Origin of the sequence: Streptomyces sp. NBC_00510 (assembly GCA_036013505.1) — a bacterium.
Lineage (GTDB): Bacteria > Actinomycetota > Actinomycetes > Streptomycetales > Streptomycetaceae > Actinacidiphila.
Genome location: CP107851.1, coordinates 7,128,555 through 7,152,355, shown reverse-complemented (window position 1 = coordinate 7,152,355; position 23,801 = coordinate 7,128,555). Strand labels below are relative to the sequence as shown.

Here is a 23,801-nt window from a genome sequence, read left to right as displayed (position 1 = left end):
CCGTCCGGGTCAGGACTCCTCGCGGAGCACCCGGACGGCGCCCGGCGGCACGCTGAGCCGACCGATGACCCGTTCCCCGGTGAGCAGTTCGGTACCCGGCGCGTCGAGGGGCACCTTCGCCTCGGACCCGGTGTGGTTGATCACGAAGAGGTACGTGCCCTGCTCGCCGGCGCGGCGGACGACCTCGACGTCATGCGGCAGTTCGGCCCGGTCCGGCAGTCCGGCGTCCTCCGCGGCGGCGGCCAGGACCGCGCCGAGCTCCGCGGGGCCGAGCCGGGTCGAGACGTACCAGGCCGTGCCCTCGCCCAGGGCGTGCCGGGTGACGGCGGGGCGGCCGGCGGCGGGGCCGTCGGCGTACGTCCACACCGGCTCGGCGCCGCGCGGGACGACGACCTCGGTCCACAGGTCGCCGGTGAGGGCGGGGCCCTCGGGGCCGTCGAGCCGGACCCGTTCCCCGTCGAGCAGGGGCGCGAACTCCTCGACGGTCAGCCCGAGCACGTCCCGCAGCGCGCCGGGCACGGGGCCCGGGTGGACGGTGTCGTGCTCGTCGACGACGCCGGAGAAGTAGGAGACCAGCAGCGTGCCGCCGCCCTCGACGTAGGCGCGCAGGTTCCGTCCGGCGGCCTCGGTGGTGAGGTAGAGGGCGGGGACGACGACAAGGGGATAGGCCGACAGATCGGCTTCGGGACGCGTGAAGTCGACGGTCAGGTGCCGGTCGAAGAGGGCCTCGTAGTAACTGTCGGCGCGTTCGCGCGCGTCGTGGTCCTGGCTGGGCCGCCACTCCAGCTTCTGCGCCCACCAGGACTGCCAGTCCCACAGCACGGCGGCGTCGGCGACGGTCCGGGTGCCGGCGACCTCGGCGAGGGCGGCGACGTCGGCGCCCAGCCGGACCACCTCGCGCCAGACGCGGCTGTCGGTGCCCGCGTGCGGCAGCATCGCGGAGTGGAACTTCTCGGCGCCGTAGCGGGACTGCCGCCACTGGAAGAACAGGGCGCCCTCCGAGCCGCGGGCCACGTGCGCGAGGCTGTTGCGGGCCATCTGGCCGGGGGCCTTGGCGGGGTTGCGGCGCTGCCAGTTGACGCCGCTGGTGGAGTGCTCCAGCAGCAGCCAGGGGGCGCCGCCGGCGACGGAGCGGGTGAGGTCGGCGGCCATCGCCAGGTTGACGTGGGTGCGGCGGCCGTCGGTGATCAGGTAGTGGTCGTTGGTGACGAGGTCGACCTCGCGGCCCCAGGCCCAGTAGTCCATGGAGTCGCACTGGCTGAGCGCGGTCATGAAGTTGGTGGTGACCGGGACGCCGGGTGACAGCCGGTGCAGGATGTCGCGTTCCGCGGTGAAGTTGCCGCGGACGGTCTCGTCCGTGAAGCGGGCGTAGTCCAGCTGCTGGGCCGGGTTGGCGACGGTGGGGGTCAGCCGCGGGGCGTCGACGTGCGCCCAGTCGCCGTAGGTCTGGCCCCAGAAAGCCGTGCCCCAGGCGGCGTTGAGGGCGTCGAGGCTCTCGTAACGGGCCCGCAGCCACTGCCGGAACTCCTCGGCGGACGCCTCGCAGTAGCAGGCGCCGACCGGTACGCCGTACTCGTTGTGGACGTGCCACATCGCCACGGCCGGGTGGCTCCCGTAGCGCTCGGCCAGCCGCTCGGTGATCCCTGCGGCGGCCCGGCGGTAGGCGGCGGAGCTGTGGCAGATGGCGCCGCGCGAGCCGAAGCCGTAGCGGACGCCCTCGCGGTTCACCGGGAGCGCCTCGGGGTGGGCGGCGTAGAACCAGGCGGGCGGCACGACGGTGGGGGTGCCGAGGTCGGCACCCATGCCGTGCTCGTGCAGCAGGTCCAGCAGCCGGTCGAGCCAGGCGAAGTCGTAGCGGCCGGACTCGGGCTCCAGCTTCGACCAGGCGAAGATGCCGACGCTGACCATGGTCACACCGGCCTCGCGCATCAGCCGGACGTCCTCGTGCCAGACCTCCTCGGGCCACTGCTCGGGGTTGTAGTCGCCGCCGTAGGCAAGGCGCGCCATGGGATCTCCTGGGTCAACTCTGGGAACGTGCACAGCTGCCCGAGGGGCGGCTCGGCCAAGGTAACCGCACGGCCACAAGCATTGACAAGTGTCGGAGATGTTTCTCTACTGTGAACGCTCACAGCGCCCCCGCGCACCCTCGTCAGGGGAGGAACCCATGAACAAGCGCCTCGTCGCCGCCTTCGCGGCGGCCGCGCTCTCCACCACGCTGCTGGCCGGCTGCGGTTCGTCGGACGACGGCGGAGACGGAGACAAGGCGGAGTCCGGACCGGTCAGCCTCACGTACTGGGCCTGGGCCCCCGGCCTGGACAAGGTCGCGGCGATCTGGAACGCCGGTCCCGGCAAGGAGGCCGGCATCACGGTCACGGTGAAGAAGCAGGCGTCGGGCGACGACCTGGTCACCAAGATCATCACCGCCTCGAAGGCGCACAAGGCGCCCGACCTGGTGCAGGCCGAGTTCCAGGCCCTCCCCACCCTGGTGAGCAACGACGTCCTGGCCGACATATCCGGGCAGGCGGGCGACGTGAAGAAGGACTTCGCCGACGGCGTGTGGCAGCAGGTGACCCTCGGCTCCGACGCGGTGTACGCGATCCCGCAGGACACCGGGCCGCTGATGTTCTACTACCGCCAGGACCTGTTCACGAAGTACGGCCTGAACGTGCCCACGACGTGGGACGAGTTCGCGCAGACGGCCCGGGCCCTGAAGAAGAAGGACGCCAAGAAGTCGCTGACCACCTTCTCGGCGACCGACCCCGGCCTGTTCGCGGGCCTGTCGCAGCAGGCGGGCGCGAAGTGGTGGACGACCGCCGGGGACAAGTGGAACGTCGCCATCGACGACGCCGCCTCCACCAAGGTCGCCGACTTCTGGGGCGGCCTGGTCAAGGAGGGCGTCATCGACAACCAGCCGATGTACACCCCCGCGTGGAACAAGGCGCTCAACACCGGGACCCAGATCGCCTGGGTCAGCGCCGTGTGGGCGCCGGGCGTGCTGACGACCGCGGCCCCCGACACCAAGGGCAAGTGGGCCATGGCGCCGCTGCCGCAGTGGAACGCGGGTGAGAACGTCACCGGCAGCTGGGGCGGCTCCACGACCGGCGTCAGCAACGACTCGAAGCACAAGGACGCCGCGGTGAAGTTCGCGACCTGGCTGAACACCGACCCGGAGGCCGTGACGGCCCTGGTGAAGAACGGCGGCATCTACCCGGCGGCGACGGCCGCCCAGACCGGGGACGCGCTCGCCCAGGCGCCGGAGTTCTTCTCCAACCAGCCGGACTTCTACACCAAGGCGGCGGAGATCGCGAAGACCACCGCCCCGGCGGCGTGGGGTCCGAACGTGAACGTCGCCTACAGCGCGTTCAAGGACGCCTTCGGCAAGGCGGCGCAGGACAAGTCCGGCTTCGGCCCGGCGCTGGGCACGGTGCAGTCGACGACGGTCGCCGACATGCGCAAGCAGGGCTTCTCGGTCGCGGAGTAGCGCGCGGCAGCCCCTCGGGCCGACCGGGGGCACCACGCGCCCCCGGTCCCGCCCGTCCGTCCGTACGCCCGCCCGTCCGCCCGTCCGCCCGTACGTTCGTCAGCCGTCCGAAACGAGCCGCCCATGCCGCCCACGTCCGCTGCCCGGCGCACCCGACGCCTCGCCCCCTACGGATTCCTCGTCCCCGCCGTCGTCCTGTTCGCCGCGACCTTCGCGCTCCCCATCGGCTACGCCGTCTACCTGAGCTTCCGCAAGATCGAGGTCAAGGGCCTGGGCCTGGGCCGGGGCGCACGCGGCGAGGCCTGGGCGGGGCTGTCCAACTACACCTCCGTCCTGTCCGACACCGAGCTCCTGCACGGCGCCGCCCGCATCCTCGGCTACGGCGCGATCGTGGTACCGGTGATGCTGGGCCTCGCCCTGCTGTTCGCCCTGATGCTGGACGCGCAGCGGACCCGTCTGCGCGGCTTCTCGCGGCTGGCGATCTTCCTGCCGTACGCCGTGCCCGGGGTGGTCGCGGCGCTGCTGTGGGGCTTCCTCTACCTGCCCTCGCTCAGCCCGCTCCACTACGCGCTGGGCGCCATGGGGCTGCCGGAGCCGGACCTGCTGACCGGCGGCGCGCTCTTCGGCGCGCTGGCGAACGTCGCCGTGTGGGGCGGCACGGGCTTCAACATGATCGTGATCTACACGTCGCTGCGGGCGGTGCCCGCCGAGATCTACGAGGCCGCGCGGATCGACGGCTGCTCGGAGCTGCAGATCGCGCTGCGGATCAAGATCCCCACGGTGGCGCCGGCGCTCGTGCTGACCTTCTTCTTCTCGATGATCGCGACCTTCCAGGTCTTCGGTGAGCCGATGACCCTGAAGGGGATGACGAACTCGATCTCCACGACCTGGAGCCCGCTGATGAAGGTCTACCAGGACGCCTTCGTCCGCGGCGACCTCCACTCGGCGGCCGCGACGTCCGTGGTCATCGCCGTCGTCACCCTCGTCCTGTCCTTCGGCTTCCTGCGGGCGGCCAACTCCCGTACCCGGCAGGGAGCCTCCTGATGAGCGTCACCGCAACCCCCCTCGCCCAGCGGCCCGGCGCCACCGCGGCGGCCCGCGCCACCGCGCCGCGGCGCCGCCGCGGGACCGGCCTGGTCCCGACCGTCGTGCTGCTGCTCGGTGCGGCCTACTGCCTGCTCCCGGTCGCATGGGTGCTGGTGGCGTCGACGAAGAGCAGCCGCGAGCTGTTCGCGACGTTCACCTTCCTGCCCGGCACGGGTCTGGTCGACAACATCTCCGCGCTGACGGCGTACCGCGACGGCGTCTACTGGCGGTGGATGCTCAACTCCCTCTTCTACGCGGGCCTCGGCGCGCTGCTGTCCACCGCGGTGTCCGCGGTGAGCGGCTACGCGCTGGCGAAGTACCGCTTCCGGGGCCGCGAGGCGATCTTCAACGTCCTGCTGACCGGGGTGCTGATGCCGCCGGTCATCCTGGCGATCCCGCAGTACCTGCTGATGGCCAAGGCGGGTCTGGCCGACAGCTACCTGTCGGTGCTGCTGCCGAGCGTCCTGGCGCCGTACGGCATCTACCTGGCCCGGATCTACGCCTCCGCCGCCGTGCCGGACGAGGTGGTGGAGGCGGCCCGGGTGGACGGGGCGGGCGAGTGGCGGATCTTCCGCACGATCGCGCTGCCGGTGATGCTGCCCGGACTGGTGACGGTCTTCCTCTTCCAGTTCGTGGCGATCTGGAACAACTTCCTGCTGCCGTTCATCATGCTGGGCGACGACGAGAAGTTCCCGGTGACGCTGGGCCTGTTCACCCTGCTCCAGCAGGGCGCCTCGGCGCCCGCCCTCTACACGCTGGTGATCACCGGTGCGATGCTGGCGATAATGCCGCTGATCGCCCTGTTCCTGGTGATCCAGCGGTTCTGGAGCCTGGACCTGCTCTCCGGGGCCGTAAAGTCCTGAGGAGCCCCGAAGGAAGAACGGTATGAGCCGCACAGAACGACGCCGTCCCCCGACGATCCACGACGTGGCCCGCGAGGCGGGCGTGTCACGGGGCACGGTGTCGCGCGTCCTCAACGGCGGGCACAACGTGAGCCCGGCCGCGATGGAGGCGGTCAACGCCGCCATCCGCCGCACCGGCTACGTGGTGAACCGGCACGCCCGCAGCCTGATCACCGGGCGGTCGGACTCGGTGGGCTTCCTGCTCACCGAACCGCAGGAGCGCTTCTTCGAGGACCCGAACTTCAACGTGCTGCTCAGCGGCTGCACCCAGGCGCTGGCCGCACACGACATACCGCTGCTGCTGATGATCGCCGGCGACGAGTCCGAGCGGCGTCGGATAACCCGCTACATCACCGCCGGGCACGTCGACGGCGTGCTGCTGGTGTCCAGCCACTCGGGGAACCCGGTCGCCGAGCGGCTGGAGAAGGCCGGGGTCCCGGTCGTCGCGTGCGGGGAGCCGCTGGGGCAGGGCGGCAGGGTCGCGTACGTGGCGGCCGACGAGCGGGGCGGCGCGCACCGGATGGTGCGGCACCTCGTCGCCTCCGGGCGGCGCACGATCGCCATGATCACCGGGCCGCTGGACACCCCCGGCGGTGTGCAGCGCCTGGCTGGCTACCGCGAGGAGCTGGCCGCCTCGGGGCTGCCCGCCGACGAGACGCTGATCGCCGAGGGCGACTACAGCCGGGCCAGCGGGGAGGCCGCGATGACCGCGCTGCTGCACCGCTCCCCCGGCCTGGACGCGGTCTTCGTCGCCTCCGACCTGATGGCGCAGGGCGCGCTGGCGGCGCTGGAGCGGGCCGGGCGGCGGGTGCCGCAGGACGTCGCGGTCGGCGGCTTCGACGACTCCCCGGCGGCGCTGGCCACGCTGCCGCCGCTGACCACGATCCGCCAGCCGTGGGACCGGATCAGCGCCGAGATGGTGCGCCTGCTGCTCGCCCGCATCGCCGGTGACGAGCCGTCCGCGGTGATCCTCCCGACGGAGCTGGTACGGCGGGACTCGGCCTGAACATCCCCTAGGATCATGGGAGTTGGGGCGTCGAAGCCGCCGCCCCCGGACTTGGAGGACCGGTGCGTCTCCCCCGCTCCCTTTCCGGCTGGACCATGGCCGTCTTCGGTGTGCTCGCCGCCGCGCTCGGCATCGTCGGGATCGTCTCGCCGGCCGTGCAGCTGTCCCTGCTCGGCTTCCACCGTCCGGACCACCGCGCGGCCGGCGACTACACCCTGGTCTTCCTCACCGCGTCCTCGATGGCGGCGCTCAACATGGGCGTGTACTACGTCCTGGCGGCCCTGGCCGACTGGCGCGCCTTCTTCGGCTGGACGGTCCCGTTCCGGCTGCTGACCTTCACCGTCTTCACCACGGCCGTGGTGATCGGCCGGGCGCCCTCCGGCTTCCTCGGGGTCGGCGTGTGGGAGGGCGTGGGCGCGCTGGTGACGGGTGCGGCCCTCTGGCACGAGGGCCGCAGGGCCCGGGCCGCGACCCCCGAGGGCGCCGCGGCGGCGTGACCCGGCCGCGGGGCGGTCAGGACGTACGGGGCGGGACCGCGCACCGCTCGGAGAAGCCCTGGCTGGTCAGCCCGAGGGCGCTGTTGAGCCGGGAGCGCAGGTTCTCCACCGCGACCATGGCCGTGAGCTCGACGAAGGCGGCCTCACCGAGCCGGTCGAGCAGCCGGCGGGCCAGGTCGTCGGTGACGGACGGCTCCGTCTCGCTCATGGCCTCGGCGTACTCCATCACCCACTGTTCGAGCTCGGTGAAGTCCTCCCGGTGCTCACGCCAGACGGGCACCTTGCCCACCTTCTCCATGGGCAGTCCCAGGCCCTCGGCCTTCCAGTGGCCGAAGTCCACGCACCAGGAGCAGCCGATGCGGACCGCGGACGCCATGACGGCGAGGTGCTTGAGGCCCGGGTCGAGCGCGTGCCACTTCTCCACGCCCTGCTCGAAGCGGGCGTAGGACATCAGCACCTTCGGGTGGTGGCCGATCGCCCGGCCGGGGTCGAGGACCCTGCCGAACCTGCGGCGCGCGTACCACTCGGCGAGCCGGATGAACGGGGTCCGGGGCGGGTCGAGGGAGATGCGGGACATGTCGTGCCTCCTGGGGTCGTCCGCGTCGTGCCTGCGGGAGTACGACGGACGGCTGCCTCCCCGCTGTGACATCCGGGGGCGGCGGACATCTCCGGGCACCTCCGTGAGGTCACATCCGCAGGGCGCACAGGGCGCGGTCCCAGAGCCGGTCCGCGGCGATCGGGTCCACGGCGTGGGCGGCGACGCCGCCGGGGCGCTCTTCGTCCCCGTCCACGACCGGCGCCTCCTGGTTGTCCTCGAAGTAGCGTCCGGTCACCCCGTCGAGCAGCGGCGACGCCGCGAGCAGCACCGAGGTGGCGGCTCCCTGCTCCGCGGTCTTGTGGTACGGCTGCGGGATGACGGCGCCGTCCTCGTCCGTCACGCCCATCGCCCGCATGGTGCCGGCGTCGATGTGGCGCTGGAGGTTGGTGCCGAGGATCCATCCGGGGTTGAGCGCGTTGGCCGTGATGCCGTCGGCGGCCCACCGGCGGGCGCCCACCGCGAGCAGGACGTCGGCGGTCTTGGACTGCGCGTAGGCCGTCCAGGGGTCGTAGGGACGCCGCTCGAAGTGGGGGTCGCCGAAGTCGAACGCGGCGTTGCGGTGGGCTCCGGAGCTGACGACCACCAGACGGGCCGAGCCGGCCGCCCGCAGTGCGGGGTGGAGTGCCGTGGCGAGGGCGAAGTGCCCGAGGTGGTTGGTGGCGAGCTGCAGCTCCCACCCGAGGCCGGTGACCTGGCGGGTGGGGAGGGCCATGATCCCGGCGTTGGCGACGAGGATGTCGAGCGGCCCGCTCCAGGCGTCCGCGAAGTGTGCGACGGAGGCGAGGTCGGCCAGGTCGAGGGCCCGTACGTCCACCGAGCCCGCCGGGGCGGTGGTGGCGAGCTCACGGAGGGCGGGTGCCGCGGCGGCGGGGTCGCGCGTGGCGACGGTGACGTCCGCGCCGGCCGAGGCCAGGGCCCGGACCGTTTCGAGGCCGATGCCGGAGGCGCCGCCGGTGACGAGGGCGCGCCGGCCGGTGAGGTCGACTCCGCCGATGACCTCGGAGGCCGTGGCGTGCGAGGGGAAGGGGGTCTGCAGCAGGGGGTGGTCGAGCACGGTGACCTTCTCGGGAGGGGAACGGCCGGTACGCGAACCAGGCTATGGACGGCATCGCGTATTCTCCATAATGAAAACTCCGGAAAACTTCAGCCGTCGTCCAGCTCCTGGAGGCACGTCATGGATCCGCTCGAGGACGTGCTGGCCCTGCTGGAGACCAGGGCCCACCTCTCGACGGGCCTCGTGGCGGGCGGCGAGTGGGCGGTGCGCTTCGAGTCGCCGTCCGGGGTGAAGTTCAACGCGGTCCGGCGCGGCGGGTGCCTCCTGGAGGTCGAGGGGGCGGACGGGCCGGTGGAGCTGGCCGCGGGCGACTGCTTCCTGCTCACCCAGGCCCGCCCGTTCGTGCTGCGCAGCGCTCCCGGCGTGGCCCCGGTCGCCGCGGAGCCGGTGTTCGCCGCGGCGGAGGGCGGTTTCGCCCGGGTCGGCCGGGGGGACGACGTCCTGCTCGTCGGCGGCCGCTTCTCCTTCGGTGACCGCGCGCGGGCCCTGCTGCTGGACGCCCTGCCGCCGGTCATCCACGTGCCCGCGGGGACCGCGCACGCGCAGACCGTGGGCTGGGCACTGGAGCAGATCGGGCAGGAGCTGCTGCGACGGCCCGTGGCCTCCACCCTCGTGGCGGAGCACCTGGCCGTCGTCATGCTGGTCCACGTGCTGCGTCTGCACCTCGCCGAGGAGTCGCACGGCGCGTCGGGCTGGCCCGCCGGCCTGGCCGACCCCGTCGTGGCGCCCGCCCTGGCCGCGCTGCACCGCGCGCCGGCGCACGGCTGGACGGTCGCCGAACTCGCCCGCACCAGCGGGGTGTCGAGGTCCACGCTCGCCGCGCGGTTCAAGCGGACCGTGGGCTGTCCGCCGCTGGACTACCTCAGGCGGTGGCGCATCGAACTCGCCTCGCAGCGCCTGCGCAAGGGCACCGAGACCCTCGCCGTCATCGCCCGCGCGGTGGGCTACGGCTCCGAGAGCGCGCTCAGCACGGCCTTCAAGGAGGTGACGGGGAGCTCGCCCCGTGCCTACCGCGGTGGTCCCGCGGCCTGACGGGACGGCCGGGGGCCCGGGCCTCCGCCGGCCGGGGACGGTCGGCCGACGGGCGGGTGCGGGGCGCCGGCCGGTCAGAGCCTTCCGCTGCCCGCGTGGCAGTCGACGACGTGCGGTACGGCGCCCGCACGGTCGACCCGGGCGCGCAGGGCCGGGGTCCACCCCGCGTCGTCGCCGAGCTGCTCGGCGGGGACGCCCGCGTTGTGGACGGCGAGCAGGTCGACGGGGCGGCCGTTGACGAGGTTGCCGTCCTCGGTGAGGGCGGTGCCCTTCCACTTCTTGATGACCGTGGCGCGGTCGACGCCCGCGGGCAGGGTGAAGGCGTTGGCCTCCGCCACGAGCTGCGACTGGACGCCGACACCGAGGCTGTAGCCGTAGGCGTAGCCGGAGTCCGCGGTCGCCACGTAGTGGTTGTTGTAGACGTCGACCTGGCCGAAGCGGACGCGCGGGGCGCGCTCGGTGACGTTCCGGTAGAGGTTGTGGTGGAGGGTGACGCGCAGTCTGCCCGCGTCGGTGGCGGCGGCGCTGTCGCTGTTGCCGATGAGCGAGGTCTTGCCGTGGTCCCGGAAGACGTTCCAGGACCCGGTGACGAGGTCGGAGCCCTTGATGACGTCGAAGAGGCCGTCGTGCTTCTGGAAGACGCGGCCGAAGTACGTGGGCAGGGTCGTGTCGGGCTCGTCGCCGTCGGAGAAGGTGTTGTGGTCCACCCACACGTGCGTGGAGCCGACCACGCTGAGGTTGTCGTACTCGGAGTTCCAGTTTCCGGTGTCGCCGTCGGTGGGGTCCCAGGCGGGGAAGCAGTCGGCGGCGTTCTCGAAGGACAGGTTGCGGATGATGACGTCGTCGGCGTCCTGGACCATGAGGTTGCCGCCGCGGAGGGTGGCGCCCCGGCCGAGGCCGACGAGGGTGGTGCGGGAGCCGACCCGCACCTGGACGCGTTCCGCCTGGACCTTCTGCGAGGCGGCACGCGCGTCCTCGAGCGGGCCGGACGGCTCGCGGTCGGTGCCCCACACCGCGGGGTCGTAGGCGGCGAGGTAGCCGTCGAGCGTGTAGCCGTCGGTGGCGTAGTCCGCGCAGTCCAGCGGGGTGCCGTCGTCGGCGGTGTTGACGTCGATGACGCCCTTGACCCGGACGATCCGGGGGGTGCCGTCGCCGTCGCCGAGGGCGGCGACCAGTTCGGCGCGGTTGCGCACGGTGAAGACGTGGGCGGCGTCGGCGGCCGAGCCTCCCCTGGTGCCCCCGCCGGCCGAGGCCCAGCCGTCGCCGGCGGGCAGTACGGCACGGCCGAGGGCGGCCCCGCGCGGGGCGGCCTGAGCCGCGGCCGGAGCGGTGAGGGCGAGGGCGAGCGTCGTGCAGCCCACCAGAGCAGGAATGACGCGTGCATGACACACAAATCTGCGCATTGCGGCTCCTTGGAAGGAGGTGGGGATGGGAGGGGGAACGGGGACGGCCGGCGGCTCACGGCGCGGCGTGGGCGCCGCCGGCCGTCCCGTACCCGGGCACGCGGATCAGGAGGTGTGCTTCTTCCAGTCCGCCTGCGCGGCGTTGAGCTTCCCGGCGAGGGCGTCGAGGAAGTCCTTGGCGCTCAGCCGGCCGAGGACGACCTTCTGGAACTCCGGTTCGCTGTCGGCCTTGCTGAGGGTGTTCCAGTCCGGCAGGTAGTACGGCAGCTGGACGATCTTCGTCTTGGGGTCGGTGAGCGCCTCGATGGCGATCTTGGTGGCCCCGGCGGAGGCGATCCAGTCGTCGTCCTGCGCCTCGGTGTTGGACGGGATGGCCCCGGCCGACTCGTTCCACAGGCTGTTCGCCTCCGCGGAGGCGGCGAACTCGATGAACTTCCAGGCGGCCTCCTTGTTCCCTGAGCTCTTGAACAGACCGAGCCCGTCCACCGGGTTGGAGACCGTGGTGCGCACCCCCGCCGCGTCCACCGGCATGGCCACGCCCGCGAACTTGTCCTGGCCGAGGGCGTCCAGGTGGTTCTGGTAGGAGCCCAGGTTGTGCTGGAGGATGCCGATCTTCCCGTTGTCGAACTCGGCGACCATCTTGGTGAAGTCGTTGTTGAGGTCGGCCTCGGGCGTGGTCTTCTTGTACAGCGCGACGTACTTCTCCAGCGCCGCCACGTTCTTCGGGTCGTTGACGGTGGTCGTGTCGCCGTTCCAGAAGCTGTCGATGCCCGACTGCCCGTACATCATGTCCAGGGCCTGGGCGATCGAGCCGGCGCCGCCGCGGAAGGTGAAGCCGAACTCGTTGCTCTTCCGGTCCGTCAGCTTCTCCGTCGCCGTGAAGAACGCGTCCCAGGTGGTGGGCGCCGGCACCCCCGCGGCCTCGAACAGGTCGGTGCGGTACCACAGGACGCCCATGTTCGCGGAGGTCGGCACCGAGAACAGCTCGTCGCCGCCGCCCGCCACCTGCACGCTCTTGACCAGGTTGGGGTCGAACCTGCCCTTCAGGGGGCTGTCGTCGATGCGGTCGGTCACCGGGTCGAGCGCGCCCTGCGCCACCAGGCTCGCGAGCATCGCGGTGCCCACGCCGCCCACGTCGGGCAGGCCCTTGCCGCCCGCGATGGCGGTGTCGTACTTGGACTGCACGTCGGCGGCGGCGACCCCGACGTACTTCACCTTGACGTCCGGGTTCTTCTTCTCGAAGCGGGAGATGATCTCCTTCCACACCTCGGTGCGGACACCGCCGTTGTTGTCCCAGAAGGTGACGGTGCCCTTGCCGCTGCCCTCGCTGCCCGAGCTGCCCTTGCCGTCGGTGCCGCAGGCGGACGCGCTCAGCGCCAGTGCGGAGACGGCCGCGACGGCGGCGGCGAGGCGCGCTCCGCGGCCCTTCGGTGCTCTCATGGTGACTCTCCTGTCGGGGTGTGTGCGGGTGGTGGGGACGTGAGGGGTGGCCGGGGGTCCGGCGGGGGTTCCGGGCCCGAGCGGCGCGGGCCGTCGCCGGTGTCCGCGGCGGTGGGTGCCGTCGCCGAGGCCGGCGGTCCAGGGGCGCATCGTCAGCCGCTCCCCTCGACGAGGCGGCGGGCCAGCGCGCCGGCCTGCGCGGGTCCGAGGCGCCCGTCGGCGACGGCGGTGACGATCCGCCGGGTCACGGTGCCGCCGGCGGGGACGGGCAGCCGCCGCGCCCAGGCGAGGGAGGAGCCGACGCCCGGGTACTCGGCGGTGCGCACGAACCACGGGTCGCGGCGGGTCCCGGCGGTCGCCCCGGCGAAGACCAGCGTCCAGCCCTCGCCGGAGAGGGCCAGCCAGTCGGCCGCCCGGCCGTGCACGGCCTCCTCGCCCTCCGCGACGGCCGTGAACACCCGTGCCCGCTCCGGCTCGGTGGGCGCCCGCCAGAAGAAGCCGCCGTAACCGGCGCCGGGACGGCCGTTGGTGGCGGGACTGCCGAGGGTCAGCTCCCGGTCGCCGGGGTTGGCCAGCGCGAAGGTGACGTCGAGCGCCCAGCAGCCCTCGCCGAGCGCGCGGGCCGTGACCGTCCTTCGCTCGCGGAGCAGTTCGCGGTCCCCGGTGCGCCAGGACAGCTCCTCGGTGAAGCCGTCCGGGCCGCCACGGAGCAGGCCCAGGTGCTCCTGGACGCCGTGGTCGTCCAGCTCGGCCGGGCCCCGGTCGCGGACGTAGGTGCGCCCGCCCCAGAAGTTGCGCCCGTCGACGTCGGGGACGGCGACGCTCACCCCGAGGTGGTGGAGGTGGTCGCCGGGCATGAACTCGGTGACGGGCACCCCGGCCAGGGTGGTCAGCGGGTGCAGGTACGGGCGCGGGGCGAGCCGCCCGGGCAGCTCGGGGCGGTGGACGTACCGTCCGACGGTGCGTCCCGCGGCGCGCAGCACGGTGGCCGTCATCGCCGGACCACCCCGTTCGGTGCGGCCCACGGGGCGCCCAGCTCGGAGAAGAGGGCCAGGGACTCCGCGCCGGCGGTGACCATGCCGTCGACCCCGGTGACGACACGTCGCGTGGACCGTTCGCCGGGCTCGGTGCGCCACGCGCCGTCGGGGAGCGGCACCGGGTCCGGGGCGGTGCGCACGGCCTCGACGACCTTCATGAAGGCGCCGGTCGCGCGGGGCGGCACGAGCAGGTCCTCGCCGTGCCGCACGTGCGCGACCAGGTTCTCCAGCAGGTCCCTGCGCCCGTACCGCTGCTCCTGCGGGCCGTGCCCGGCGCGTTGCAGCAGGACGCGGTCCTGCTTGTACCAGAACGTCACACGGCCGCGGTCGCCGTGGACGACGACGTACGGCTCGGTGTTCCGCTCGGCGCACAGGGTGGCGGTGACCGTGACGACCGTGCCCCGCGCGGTGCGCAGCCGCAGGGCGGAGGTGTCGTCGGCCTCGATGGCGTTGGCCCGGAAGAGCTCCAGCTCGATCGCCCCCACGTCTTCGGCGCGTTCGCTGCCGTCCAGGGCGAGCGCGGTGGCGACGGCGTGGGCGAGGGGGTTGGTGAGCACCCCGTCGACGACGTCCGTACCGCCGATCCTGCGCAGCCCCGACCAGGCGGCCCGGCGGAAGTAGTGCTCGTCGCGCACCCAGTTGCCGGCGGCGCCGATGCCGCGCACGGCGCCGATCGCGCCGTCGGCGACGAGCGCCCGCACGGCGGCCACGGCGTGCGAGCCGAGCGACTGGAAGCCGATCTGGCAGGCCCGCCCGCTCGCCTCGACCCCGGCCATCAGCCGCTCGTACGCGGCGTAGGAGAGCGCGGGCGGCTTCTCCAGCAGCACGTGGGCGCCCTGCGCGGCCGCGGCCAGCGCCAGGTCGGTGTGCGTGTGGAGGGGGGTGCAGACGATGACGATCCCGGCACCGGTCCGCGCGGTCAGTTCGCCCAGGTCGGTGCCGTGGGCGGGTCCGGGGAACCCGGCCGGTTCCCCCGGTGCGAGCGGGACGGTGTCGCAGATCCCGGCGAGCCGCACCAGACCGGTGGCCGACAGCCTCCTCAGGTTCTCCAGGTGCCAGGCGCCGTGACCGCGGGCCCCGGCCAGGACGACGGGCACGGGCGCGTCGCCGGGCGGTGTCGCCGCCGGGCCGCCGCCGGCGGGCCGCGTGGATGCATCTCGCACGGTTCGGACCTCCTCGTCCGCGGGACAGGGGTGGGGGGGCGGGACGGGCGTCAGCCCTTCACCGCACCCGCGCTGAAGCCGGTGACCAGCCACTTCTGGATGAAGGCGAAGACGATGACGACGGGCACCGCGGCCACGACGCCGCCCGCGGCGAGCGTTCCGAGCTCGACGCTCTCGCCGGAGCCGATGGTGTAGCTGAGGCCCACGGGGATCGTGTACTTCTCCTGCGTGCTGAGGAACATCAGCGAGAAGAGGAAGTGGTTCCAGCTGTGCACGAAGGCGAAGGAGCCCACCGCGACCAGCCCCGGCCGCAGCAGCGGCAGCACCACCGCGCAGAAGGCCCGGATCCGGCCGCAGCCGTCGACCCAGGCGGCCTCCTCCAGCGACACCGGGACGTTCCTGATGAAGCCGCTGATGAGGATGATCGACAGCGGCAGCTGGAAGACCGTCTCGGCGACGATGACGCTCCACAGGGAGTCGATCATGCGTAGCTCGCTGAAGATCTGGAAGAGCGGCACCAGCATGAGCGCGCCCGGGATGAACTGCGAGCACAGCAGGGCGAGCAGGAAGGCGCGCTTGGCGCGGAAGTCGAAACGGGCCAGCGCGTAGCCGCCGAGCAGGGCGATCACGGTGGTCATCACGAGCGTGGCCACGCCGATGAGCAGGCTGTTCTTGAAGAAGACCGCGAAGCCGAGGTCGTTCCACACCTTCGAGAAGTGCGCGGTGGTGGCCGGCCACGGCACCAGCGAGGTGGACCCCGAGGGGCGCAGCGCGAACAGCAGCATCCAGTAGAAGGGGACGAGCGTGAACAGCAGGTACAGACCGAGCGGCAGGTAGATCTGCCACCGCGGCGCACCCGCGCCGAGCGCCCGGCGCCCGCGGCGCGGCCCGGTGCCGCCGCCGTCGGGGCGCACGGCGGGCGCCACGCGCGGCAGGGGGAGGCCGTTCCTCTCCGGCACGGTGGTGGTCATGTGCGGTCGCCCCCGAACTTGCTCAAACGCAGGTAGACGATGGAGCAGAACAGGAGGATCACGAAGGCGACGGTGGTGAGCGCGGACGCGTAGCCGAAGTCGTGGCCGTCGATGCCGGTGTTGGCGACGTACAGCGGCAGCGTGGTCGTCGAACCGGCGGGACCGCCGCCGGTGAGCGTGTAGAGCAGGTCGACGTTGTTGAACTCCCACACCCCGCGCAGCAGCGTGGACAGCACGATGGCGTCCCGCAGGTGGGGCAGCGTGATGTGGAAGAACCGCCGGAAGCGGCCCGCGCCGTCGACCGAGGCCGCCTCGTACAGCTCGTTCGGGATGGACTGCAGGTCGGCGAGGATGAGGATGGCGAAGAACGGCACCCCGCGCCACAGTTCGGCCAGGACGGCGGCCGGGAAGACGGTGTCGGGATTGGAGAGCACCGAGGTGCCGTACTCGCCGATGCCGGCGTCCGCCAGGTAGCGGCTGATGCCGGTGGCGGGGTTGTACAGCAGCATCCAGATCGTGGTGGTCAGCACGCCGGAGACGGCCCACGGCGAGAAGACCAGGGCGCGCGACAGGCCGCGGCCCACGAAGGTCTGGTTGACGACCAGGGCGAGCGCCAGCCCGAGGGCGAGCTGCAGCCCCACCTCCGCGACGACCCACTTGAGGCTGAAAAGCAGGCTCTGCCAGAACAGCGGGTCGTCGAAGAGGATCCGCCGGAAGTTGCCGAAGCCGGCGAAGCCGTTCCGCCAGGGCTTGGTGACGTTGTGGTCCCGAAGGCTGTAGTAGAGGACGCTGACCATCGGGTAGGCGATGAAGCCCAGCATCAGCAGGACGGCGGGGGCGATCAGGAGGTACGGGGTGCGCCGGGCCGCGCCGGACGGCCGGCGCCGCGGGGGCCGGGGTGGTTTCGCCACGGCTGTGGCCATGACCGGTACTCCTTCGTACGGGTGCGGGGAAAGCGCTTGCCTAGTGGTGCGGGGCCGCCACGGGCGCGGTGGCGGTACGGGCGGTGCGGGGTGGTGCGCGGCGGGGCGTCAGCCCGCGTAGGGCTCCGGCACTTCTCCGGGCCGGGCCAGGAAGCGGAAGTCGCAGCCGGTGTCGGCCTGGGTGATCTGGTCCTGGTACAGCGCGCCGTAGCCGCGTCCGTAGCGGGGCGGCGGTGCCTGCCACTGCGCGCGCCGGCGTTCCAGTTCCGCGTCGTCGACCTCCAGGCGCAGGGTGCGCGCCTGGACGTCCAGGGTGATCGGGTCGCCGGTACGGACGAGGGCGAGCGGCCCGCCCACGTGCGACTCGGGCGCCACGTGCAGCACGCACGCGCCGTAACTCGTGCCGCTCATCCGGGCGTCGGAGATCCGCACCATGTCCCGCACCCCCTTCTTCAGGAGGTGGTCGGGCAGCGGCAGCATCCCGTACTCGGGCATGCCCGGGCCGCCGAGCGGACCGGAGCCGCGCAGCACGAGCACGCTGTCCTCGGTGATGCCGAGCGCCGGGTCGTCGATGGTGCGCTGCAGGGTCCGGTAGTCGTCGAACACCACGGCCGGGCCGGTGTGCTTGAGCAGGTGCGGCTCGGCGGCGATGTGCTTGATGACCGCGCCGTCCGGGCACAGGTTGCCGCGCAGGACGGCGACGCCGCCCTCGGCCGCGAGCGGCCGGTCCAGCGGGCGGATCACGTCCTCGTCGTGGACGAGGGCACCGGCGAGCTGTTCGCGCAGCGTGGCGTGCGCGACGGTCGGCCGGTCGAGGTGCAGGACACCGGCGTCCCGCAGCCGGGTCAGGAACCCGGGGAGGCCGCCCGCGAAGTGGAAGTCCTCCATCAGGTGGCGGCCGCCCGGCCGGAGGTTCGCCAGGACAGGCACCGTGCGGGCGATGCGGTCGAAGTCGTCCAGCGTCAGCGGGACACCGCTGCGCCCGGCCATCGCGATCAGGTGGATCACGGCGTTGGTCGAACCGCCCAGCGCGAGCACCGTGGCCACCGCGTCCTCGTACGCCTCGCGGGTCAGGATCGCGGACGGTCGCAGGTCCTCGCGCACGAGGTCCACGATCCGCATCCCCGAGGCCGCCGCCATGCGGTCGTGCCCGGAGTCGACGGCGGGGATCGACGACGCGCCCGGCATCGTCATCCCCAGCGCCTCCGCCGCGGCGGTCAGCGTGGAGGCGGTGCCCATGGTCATGCAGTGGCCGGGCGAACGGGCCAGCCCGCTCTCCAGTTCGGCCATCTCGCAGTCACCGATGAGGCCGGCCCGCTTGTCGTCCCAGTACTTCCACATGTCGGTGCCGGAACCCAGGACCTCGGTGCGCCAGTGCCCGGGCAGCATGGGCCCGGCCGGCACGAACACCGCCGGCAGGCCGGCGCTCGCGGCCCCCATGAGCAGCGCGGGCGTGGACTTGTCGCAACCGCCCATCAGGACCGCCCCGTCCACCGGGTAGGAGCGCAGCAGTTCCTCGGTCTCCATCGCGAGCAGGTTGCGGTAGAGCATCGGCGTCGGCTTCTGGTACGTCTCCGACAGCGTCGCGACGGGGAACTCCAGGGGGAAGCCGCCCGCCTGCCACACCCCGCGCTTGACCGCCTGGGCCCGGTCGCGCAGGTGGACGTGGCAGGGGTTGATGTCGCTCCAGGTGTTGAGGACCGCGATCACCGGCTTGCCCAGGTGCTCCTCGGGCAGGTAGCCCAGCTGCCGGGTACGGGCCCGGTGGCTGAACGAGCGCAGGCCGTCCGTCCCGTACCACTGGTGGCTGCGGAGCTCTTCCGGCTTCTTCATGGCGGCCCTCCGTCCCGTCCCGGCTCACACGTCCCAGCCGGCGACGAGCGCGGCCACCCGCTCGCGCCGGCCCCCGGTCAGCAGGCGGCTGGGCGGGCGCACGTCGCGGCGGCACAGTCCCAGCACCGCCAGCGCCTCCTTGACCACCGACACGTTGTTGGCGGACTGCTGTTCGGCCCGCAGGTCCTCGAACTCCCTGATCTGCTCCCACACCTTCATCGCCGCCGCGTAGTCGCCGTCGCGCAGCGCGCGCAGCATCTCCTGGGACACCCGGGGCGCGACGTTGACCAGACCCGAGGTGAAGCCTCGCGCGCCGACCGCCCAGTACGCGGGGGCGTACAGCTCGGCGAGGCCCGCGACCCAGGTGAAGCGGTCCAGCCCCGCGTCCCGGGCCACCGCCGCGAAGCGGGCGGCGTCCGGCACCGCGTACTTCACCCCGACGACGTTCGGGCACAGCTCGCCGAGGCGCGCGATCAGCCCGCCGTCCAGCACCGCGTTGCGGACGTACGGGACGACCCCGGTCTCCGGGACGGCCTCCGCGATGGCCCGGTGGTAGTCCACCCAGCCCTCCGGGGACACGTACGGGTGGATCGGCTGGTGCACCATCACCATCTGCGCCCCGGCATCACGTGCGTGCCGCGCGGCGGCCACCGCGGTCGGCACGTCGTGGCCGACGCCCACCACGACCTGGGTGTCCGGGTCCGCCTCGGCCATCGTCAGCTCGACGACCAGCCGCCGCTCGGCCGGGTCGAGGGCGTAGAACTCCCCGGTGTTGCCGTTCGGCGTGACCGTCCGCACCCCGCTGTCGAGCAGTCTGCGCAGCAACGCCCGGTACGCGGTGCGCTCCACGCCCCCGTCCGCGCCGAACGGGGTCACCGGGATCGCCACGACATCGGCGAGCGCCGACGACTGCTCTGCGAATGACATGCGGTTGCCCTTCAACTCGGTTCGCCACGGGGTGCGGTGGGGGCGGCGTGGGGGAGCGGGCGCGCGGAGGGCCGTCCCCTCACCCCGCGCGCCCGCGGCTCAGCGGGCCGTTCCTTCGCCGCCGTCCGGGCCCTCGGGGAACGCCCGGGCCACGAAGCTCGCGATGTGGTCGTGGAGCAGCCGCGCGGCGCCGTCCGCGTCCCCGTCGAGGGCATGCGCCAGGATCTCCCGGTGCTCGCGGGCCTCCTGCTCCCACGACGGGGTCTCCTGCCAGACCACCGCCGAGACCAGGGCCGCCTGGTCCCGCACGTCGTCGAGCATCCGGGCCAGCAGGGGGTTGCCGCATGGCGTGTACAGCGCCCGGTGGAACTCCCGGTTGGCGAGCGACCGGTCGGCCCGGTCCCCCGCCTCGTCGGCCCGCGACAGCGCGTCCCGCGCGGCGTCCAGCGGGGCGCGGTGCGTGACGGTACGGCGCAGCGCCTCGGGCTCCAGCAGCAGGCGCACGTCGTACACCTGACGCGCCATCTCCGCGTCCACGGTCCGCACGGTCACGCCCTTGTACTGGCTCATCACGACCAGCCCGGTGCCGGCCAGCGTCTTGAGCGCCTCCCGCACGGGCGTCTTCGACACCCCGAACTGCGCGGCCAGCTCGGCCTCCACGAGTGCCTGACCGGGCTTCAGCTGCCCGGTCAGTATCCCGTGCTTGATCGTTTCCAGCACAACCTGGGTACGGGACGGAATCGGCGTCGGCGCGGCGCCGGCGAGCAGGTCCATGGGGGCTCTTTCGGATCTCACGTATGGCGTCTCATATATGACGTACGAAGTACGACGCGATGAAAGTAGGGCGGGGGGCGGGGTTCGTCAATGGGCCCGACGCACTTTGTGTGTGGTGCGGTTGTTGTCGTGTGCGGGTTGTTTGCGCCTGCGGCGGGCATCCCCCGCCCGCCCGATTGCCCGGCGCGGTCAGTGACCGCCTCGCTCCGTGCGTTTGGGGTCGGTGCCGCGCCGGCGCACTCCCCCAGCCTTCGGCCGGGGGGACCCCCACGGGGCTCGCGGCGCTGCCCAACGTCATTCGGCGCCGGGTCCGCCGCTCGTCCCCTCCGGGCGCACCCCGCCACACCCCCTCCCGCTGTGTGGGCGACTGACGGCCGGTGGGGGTGTCAGGAGCGCACGTTCCAGGGCAGTCCGCAGGATGCGAGCACGAGGTGCAGGCGTTCGTCGGTGGCCTCGGCGAGAGGGGGGACCAGCAGGGTCGCGATGCCCGCCTCGACCGCCGCACCGTCATAGGCGGAACGGTCCCCGACCATCAGTGCCTCGCCCGGACCCACCGCGAGCTCGTCCAACGCCCGCCGGAAAATGGCGGGATCGGGCTTGCAGACACCGTGCTCGAAGGACAGCACGAACCGGTCGACGTAACCGTCGAGGCCCGCCTTCTCGAACCACGGGCGGATGTCGAAGTGGACGTCGCTGACCACGCCCACCCGCACCCCGGCGGCCTTCAGCGTCGCAAGTGTCCGCTCCACGTCCACCGCGAAGAGATCGACGTCCGGTTGCGCCAGTTCGGCATACAGGGCGTCCACCAGCGCCTCGTCGATGCCCGCGGCCGAGGCCCAATGCCTGAAGCCGGCCCGGTACGACTCCACGGACGCGTCCGCGCCGTTCATCGCCCGCGCCACTTCGGGTTGCCTGATCGCCGCGTCGAGACCAGCGCTGAGCCGCCTCACCTCCGACGGCGAGGCGTCCCGGGCGAGACGCCTCAACGCGCCCTCGATCCACGCCTCGCCCTTGGGGCCACCGTGGTCAGGACCCCACTTGGGGACGATGAGCGTCCCCACCCAGTCCAGAAGGACAGCCCTCACCTTTTCGATCACCCCGCCGGTATACCGGTGCGCTTATGTCGGCGGAAGGGCACACACCGGCAGGAGGGGGTGTGGCGGGGTGCCCCCGCAGGGGACGAGCGGGAGACCCGGCGCCGAATGACGTGGGCGTAAACCGCGAGCCCCGAGGTGGGGGTCCCCCCGGTCGAAGGCTGGGGGTGTACCCCGGCGCGGCACCGACCCCATACGTACGCAGCGAGGCGGTCACTGACCGCGCCGGATGGGGGTCCCCCCGGCCGAAGGCTGGGGGAGGGAGGGCGGGCGGGGGACGCCCGCCGCAGGCGCAAACAACCCGCACACAACAACCCACCCGCACACGAGGCGCAAGCCTCACCCCACCCCCGCCAAAAACGACCGCACCGCCGCCAGGTCCCCCGCGGACGCGAGCCCCGCGTGGTAGAGCCGCAGCTCCGTCGCCCCGGCCGCCGCCGCCCGGGAGGCGTCCGCGGCCAGCGTGCCGGGGCTGCCCCCCATTCCCGCGACCACGGGGAAGTTGGCGGCCAGCACGGTGCCCGCCCGCGCGTGCGGCACGCAGGCCGCCACCAGGTCCGCCCCGGGCAGCACGAGCCCGTCCGCGTGGGCCAGGACGTACCCCGGGTCGACGCCCACGTTGGCCCCGCAGCGGTGGGCGTGCGGATCCGCGTGCAGCAGCACCTGGAACCCCGGTGCCGCCGCGGCCCGTGCGGCCGCACCCCGAACCGCCTCCACCGCCGCCCGCTGCAACTCCCGCGCGACGGGGCCCCGCCACGCCGTCGTCAGCCCCGCGAGGTCCGCCCCGAGCAGCTTCTCGACGTCGGCCCACTCGTCGGGCCCCGGGGTCCACTCCCCCGCCCACACCGGCGCCAGGGCGTCGCGCACGGTCGCCCGCAGTTCGTCCGGGTCCGCGCCCAGCCCGGTGTACCCCGCCTCGCACGCGGGGCAGAAGCACAGGGACATCAGGTACTGCGCGGCCCCGGGCAGCGGCACGCCGCCCGTCTTGTCGTGGGCGTGCAGGTGGGCGAGGCCGTACCAGCCGCAGGACTCCAGTTCCGTACCCGCCGTCCCGGTCCCCGGCCGCACCGCGGCCTCCGCCGCCAGCGTGACGAGGTACTCGCGCACCTCCGGCTGGGCGATGCACGGCGCCCACGGGTAGTGGTCGCCGTAGGCGTTGCGCACGGCCACCCGGGGGTGTTCGTCCCCGAGGCGGGAGTTGTGGGCGAGCACGACCCAGGAGTGCACGGCCAGTCCGGCCGCCCGCAGGGCCCGGGCGGCCTCGCCGTAGGCGTCCTCGGCGCCCGCCCAGTCCTGGGTGTACGGCCGCAGGGCGCGCCCCGCCCAGCGCCGCTCGTCCGGCGGGTAGAGCACGGCGGCGTGGCGGGCGGTGACGACGCGGTGCCTGGGGTGGCGTGGTGTCAGCGCCCGCGTGGAGTGGTACGCGGAGGCGAGGGTGACCTGCTGCACGCCGAGGCCGGCGATGCGGTCCGCCGCCTCCGGGTCGCCGACGACGTCCCACGGGTAGACGAAGGTGGAGGCTCTCAACGCGACTCCTGGGGATGGGGGTTGACGCGGGTCACCGTACGTCAGTCCTCGCCGAGCAGGGCGAGTCCGCGGTCGATGAGTTCGGCCAGTTCCTTGATGTGCGCGGGCGCGGGCTCGGACAGCGGCGGGCGCACCTCGCCGACGTCGAGCCCGCGCAGCCGGACGCCGGCCTTGACCAGGGAGACGGCGTAGCCGCGGCCCTGCTGGCGCAGTTCCACCAGGGGCCGGTAGAAGCCGTCGAGGAGGGCGTTCACGGTGGTGTCGTCGCCGCCGGTCAGGGCGCGGTGGAAGGCGAGGGCGATCTCGGGCGCGAAGCAGAAGACCGCGGAGGAGTAGAGGGTGACGCCGATGCCGCGGTAGGCGAGGCCGGTGAGTTCGGCGGTGGGGAGGCCGTTGAAGTAGCGGAAGTCGCGGTCGGGGACCGTGCTGCGGACGGCGCTGATGATGCGCTGCATCAGGTCGAGGTCGCCGACGCCGTCCTTGAGGCCGATGATGCGTGGGATGCGGGCGAGTTCGGCAACGGTCGCGGGGGTGAGGACGGCGTTGTCGCGCTGGTAGACGATGACGTCGAGCGAGGTGCCCTCGGCCAGCGCCGCGTAGTGCCGCAGCAGTCCGGCCTGGTCGGCGACGACGAGGTAGGGCGGCATGGCGAGGAGTCCGTCGGCGCCCGCCTCCTCGGCGAGGCGCGCGAACTGCAGGGCCAGGGCGGTGCCGTAGCCGGCGCCGGCGACGACGGGGACCCGGCCCGCGGACTCCTCGACGGCTGCGGCGACGCAGGCGCGGAACTCCTCGGGCGTCAGCGCGTGGAACTCGCCGGTGCCGCAGCACGCGAAGACCGCCCCGGCTCCGGCCTCGATCCCGCGGCGCACGTGCGCGCGGAAGACCTCCAGGTCAACGGCGCCGTCCGGGCCGAAGGGCGTCACGGGGAAGAACAGCAGGCCGTCGAGGCGCGCGGAGAGTGAGGCGGCATCGGTCATCGGGTTCTCCCTGAAGACTGGCGTCTGTGCGCTCATCTGATCGATGTCTATATTCATGAACGCGTTTACGCTAAGG

Annotated in this window: 21 protein-coding genes; 6 read left to right on the top strand and 15 right to left on the bottom strand. The window is 73.0% G+C overall.

The window, feature by feature from the left end:
- Positions 1–9: 9 nt before the first annotated feature.
- Positions 10–2,007, bottom strand: coding sequence for a beta-galactosidase (locus tag OG937_32260; protein ID WUD76038.1), 1,998 nt, complete (start codon positions 2,005–2,007; stop codon positions 10–12).
- Positions 2,008–2,164: 157 nt separating this feature from the next.
- Here OG937_32260 and OG937_32255 point away from each other — a divergent pair, with 157 nt between their 5' ends.
- The 5 genes from OG937_32255 (at position 2,165) to OG937_32235 (ending at position 6,972) form a co-directional block, all read left to right on the top strand.
- Positions 2,165–3,481: an extracellular solute-binding protein gene (locus tag OG937_32255; GenBank protein WUD76037.1), complete on the top strand. Its 1,317-nt coding sequence runs from the start codon at positions 2,165–2,167 to the stop codon at positions 3,479–3,481.
- A 123-nt stretch (positions 3,482–3,604) separates the two neighbouring features.
- Entirely contained in the window at positions 3,605–4,525 is a 921-nt protein-coding gene (locus OG937_32250; protein WUD76036.1) for a sugar ABC transporter permease, read from the top strand.
- Entirely contained in the window at positions 4,525–5,430 is a 906-nt protein-coding gene (locus tag OG937_32245) for a carbohydrate ABC transporter permease (GenBank protein ID WUD76035.1), read from the top strand. The genes OG937_32250 and OG937_32245 overlap by 1 nt, the downstream gene beginning before the upstream one ends.
- A gap of 22 nt (positions 5,431–5,452) precedes the next feature.
- A complete protein-coding gene (locus OG937_32240; GenBank protein WUD76034.1) occupies positions 5,453–6,475 on the top strand; it encodes a LacI family transcriptional regulator in 1,023 nt (340 codons plus the stop codon).
- Positions 6,476–6,570: 95 nt separating this feature from the next.
- Positions 6,571–6,972: a hypothetical protein gene (locus OG937_32235; GenBank protein ID WUD78959.1), complete on the top strand. Its 402-nt coding sequence runs from the start codon at positions 6,571–6,573 to the stop codon at positions 6,970–6,972.
- Positions 6,973–6,988: 16 nt separating this feature from the next.
- Here the strand turns inward: OG937_32235 and OG937_32230 are convergent, their stop codons facing one another.
- Both OG937_32230 and OG937_32225 read right to left on the bottom strand, forming a co-directional pair.
- Positions 6,989–7,549 (bottom strand): carboxymuconolactone decarboxylase family protein, encoded by a 561-nt coding sequence (locus tag OG937_32230; protein ID WUD76033.1) that lies wholly within the window; start codon positions 7,547–7,549, stop codon positions 6,989–6,991.
- Positions 7,550–7,658: 109 nt separating this feature from the next.
- Positions 7,659–8,624, bottom strand: coding sequence for an SDR family NAD(P)-dependent oxidoreductase (locus OG937_32225; protein WUD76032.1), 966 nt, complete (start codon positions 8,622–8,624; stop codon positions 7,659–7,661).
- 120 nt (positions 8,625–8,744) lie between these two features.
- Here OG937_32225 and OG937_32220 point away from each other — a divergent pair, with 120 nt between their 5' ends.
- Positions 8,745–9,656, top strand: a complete 912-nt coding sequence (locus tag OG937_32220; GenBank protein ID WUD76031.1) for an AraC family transcriptional regulator — start codon at positions 8,745–8,747, stop codon at positions 9,654–9,656.
- A 74-nt stretch (positions 9,657–9,730) separates the two neighbouring features.
- Here OG937_32220 and OG937_32215 read toward each other — a convergent pair whose 3' ends face one another.
- From OG937_32215 to OG937_32160, 12 genes are all read right to left on the bottom strand, one after another.
- The gene (locus OG937_32215) at positions 9,731–11,059 is read right to left on the bottom strand and encodes a pectate lyase (protein WUD76030.1); all 1,329 of its coding nucleotides are present in this window, start codon (positions 11,057–11,059) and stop codon (positions 9,731–9,733) included.
- A gap of 105 nt (positions 11,060–11,164) precedes the next feature.
- Positions 11,165–12,499, bottom strand: a complete 1,335-nt coding sequence (locus OG937_32210) for a sugar ABC transporter substrate-binding protein (protein WUD76029.1) — start codon at positions 12,497–12,499, stop codon at positions 11,165–11,167.
- Positions 12,500–12,651: 152 nt separating this feature from the next.
- Positions 12,652–13,494 (bottom strand): PmoA family protein, encoded by an 843-nt coding sequence (locus tag OG937_32205; protein WUD76028.1) that lies wholly within the window; start codon positions 13,492–13,494, stop codon positions 12,652–12,654.
- Positions 13,491–14,699 (bottom strand): Gfo/Idh/MocA family oxidoreductase, encoded by a 1,209-nt coding sequence (locus OG937_32200; protein WUD76027.1) that lies wholly within the window; start codon positions 14,697–14,699, stop codon positions 13,491–13,493. The genes OG937_32205 and OG937_32200 overlap by 4 nt, the downstream gene beginning before the upstream one ends.
- A 50-nt stretch (positions 14,700–14,749) precedes the next feature.
- Entirely contained in the window at positions 14,750–15,670 is a 921-nt protein-coding gene (locus OG937_32195; GenBank protein ID WUD76026.1) for a carbohydrate ABC transporter permease, read from the bottom strand.
- Positions 15,667–16,593, bottom strand: coding sequence for a sugar ABC transporter permease (locus tag OG937_32190; GenBank protein WUD76025.1), 927 nt, complete (start codon positions 16,591–16,593; stop codon positions 15,667–15,669). The genes OG937_32195 and OG937_32190 overlap by 4 nt, the downstream gene beginning before the upstream one ends.
- 108 nt (positions 16,594–16,701) lie before the next feature.
- Positions 16,702–18,426, bottom strand: a complete 1,725-nt coding sequence (gene araD / locus OG937_32185; GenBank protein ID WUD76024.1) for an L-arabinonate dehydratase — start codon at positions 18,424–18,426, stop codon at positions 16,702–16,704.
- A 24-nt stretch (positions 18,427–18,450) separates the two neighbouring features.
- A complete protein-coding gene (locus OG937_32180) occupies positions 18,451–19,353 on the bottom strand; it encodes a dihydrodipicolinate synthase family protein (GenBank protein WUD76023.1) in 903 nt (300 codons plus the stop codon).
- Between the two features lie 99 nt (positions 19,354–19,452).
- On the bottom strand, positions 19,453–20,127 hold the full coding sequence (locus OG937_32175) for a GntR family transcriptional regulator (protein WUD76022.1): 675 nt from the start codon (positions 20,125–20,127) through the stop codon (positions 19,453–19,455).
- A gap of 386 nt (positions 20,128–20,513) precedes the next feature.
- Entirely contained in the window at positions 20,514–21,212 is a 699-nt protein-coding gene (locus tag OG937_32170; protein ID WUD76021.1) for an HAD-IA family hydrolase, read from the bottom strand.
- Between the two features lie 348 nt (positions 21,213–21,560).
- Positions 21,561–22,748 (bottom strand): hypothetical protein, encoded by a 1,188-nt coding sequence (locus tag OG937_32165; GenBank protein WUD76020.1) that lies wholly within the window; start codon positions 22,746–22,748, stop codon positions 21,561–21,563.
- A gap of 41 nt (positions 22,749–22,789) precedes the next feature.
- Entirely contained in the window at positions 22,790–23,725 is a 936-nt protein-coding gene (locus OG937_32160) for a 5-dehydro-4-deoxyglucarate dehydratase (protein ID WUD76019.1), read from the bottom strand.
- Positions 23,726–23,801 lie beyond the last annotated feature (76 nt).